The organism is Streptomyces sp. NPDC005438, from assembly GCF_040606315.1.
In the GTDB taxonomy this organism is placed as follows: Bacteria; Actinomycetota; Actinomycetes; order Streptomycetales; family Streptomycetaceae; genus Streptomyces.
In genome coordinates this window covers 1-1,720 of sequence record NZ_JBEXEP010000034.1, presented here as the reverse complement: position 1 = coordinate 1,720, position 1,720 = coordinate 1, and the positions used below count along the sequence as shown (strand labels likewise).

The 1,720-nt window shown below is 62.7% G+C and carries 1 protein-coding gene; it reads left to right on the top strand.

What is annotated here, in order from left to right:
• Positions 1-323: 323 nt before the first annotated feature.
• A partial coding sequence (gene istA / locus ABZT14_RS25560; RefSeq protein ID WP_356306913.1) for an IS21 family transposase occupies positions 324-1,720 on the top strand: 1,397 nt, incomplete at its 3' end.

Here is a 1,720-nt window from a genome sequence, read left to right as displayed (position 1 = left end):
GGCTTAGCCTGCTCATACAAAAGATGTTCGGCGACCGCGTCGTGTTTAAGCGCGTGTACAAAACCCGGCGATAGCTGCAGAGCATCACGATTTCTCAGTCGGCCATGTATCGGCGAGGCTGCTCATATGTGCCTGTCATGGATCGGAATGAATGCCCTCTTCTAACTACTGCCGGCAAGTAGACCGAGCGCCTCACGAAGTAGCGCTATTGTTGATGTCCGGGCAGAACTGACCCACTAGAGCTGGAAATTTTCATCGAATTTTGACCCACGTGATTGAATGCCCTGCTCAATCTTTGAGCAGGGGATACAAAGGTGATCACGGTGGGCATATTGGCCAAGATCAGGCGGATGTATTTCCGCGAGAAGGTCCCACTGCGCGAGATTGCGCGGCGTACGGGCCTGTCCCGAAACACGGTGCGCCGCTGGCTGCGGCAGACTGATGCTGTCGAGCCGAAGTATCCGAAGCGCGTCAGCCCGAGCGTCATCGACGACTGGGCCGCACAGCTGACAGGTTGGCTGCGTGCCGACAGTCATCGCCCGAAGCGTGACCGGCGCACCGCCCGGTTCATGTTCGAGGCGATCCGCGCCGAGGGTTACGCCGGCAGCTACGGCCGGGTGAGCGCGTTCGTGAGGCGTTGGCACGAGGAGCAGGCTGAGGCGCCTCGCAGGCAGGCCTTCGTGCCGCTCGCCTTCGAACCCGGCGAAGCCTTCCAGTTTGACTGGAGCTGCGAATACGCTTTTATTGGCGGGCTGCGGCGACGCCTGGAGGTCGCCCACGTCAAACTTAACTCCAGCCGCGCGTTCTGGCTCGTCGCCTATCCCACACAGAGTCACGAGATGCTGTTCGATGCGCACGCCCGCGCGTTCGCCGCGTTCGGCGGCGTGCCGCGGCGCGGCATCTACGACAACATGAAGACCGCCGTGGACAAGGTTGGCCGCGGCAAGGAGCGTGCGGTCAACGCGCGCTTCGAAGCGATGTGCAGTCACTACCTGTTCGAGCCGGAGTTCTGCAACCGGGCTGCAGGCTGGGAGAAAGGCATCGTCGAGAAGAACGTTCAGGACCGGCGACGTCAGATCTGGCACGAAGCAGCGCTACGGCGCTGGGAAACGCTGGAGATCCTGAACGAATGGGTCGCTGGTCAGTGTCGTGAGGCGTGGCACATGCGGCACCCGCAGTGGCCTGAGCTGACGGTCGAGGATGTGCTGCAGGACGAGCGTACCCGGCTGATGCCCAATCCACGGCCGTTTGACGGCTACATCGAGCAGACCCTGCGAGTCTCGTCGACCAGCCTGATTCACTTCCAGCGCAACCGCTACAGCGTGCCCACCGAGTACACGAACCAGTTGGTGAGCGTGCGCTGCTATCCGGCATATCTCAGCGTCGTCGCCAACGCCCAGGAGATCGCACGCCACGAACGCAGCTTCGAGCGGCACATGACCTTCTACGATTGGCGCCACTACGTCACGTTGGTCGAGCGCAAACCCGGCGCACTGCGCAACGGCGCGCCGTTCATCACGATGCCGCAGCCGCTGCAACTGCTGCAGCGGCATCTGCTGAAACACCCGGGCGGCGATCGCGTCATGACGCAGGTGCTCGCTGCGGTGCGCGAACACGGGCTCGATGCGGTGCTGCTCGCCGTACAGGCTGCGCTGGATTCAGGACGCCCCAGCGCAGAGCACGTCCTGAACGTGCTGAGCCGGCTGAAGGCGCCCGTCAC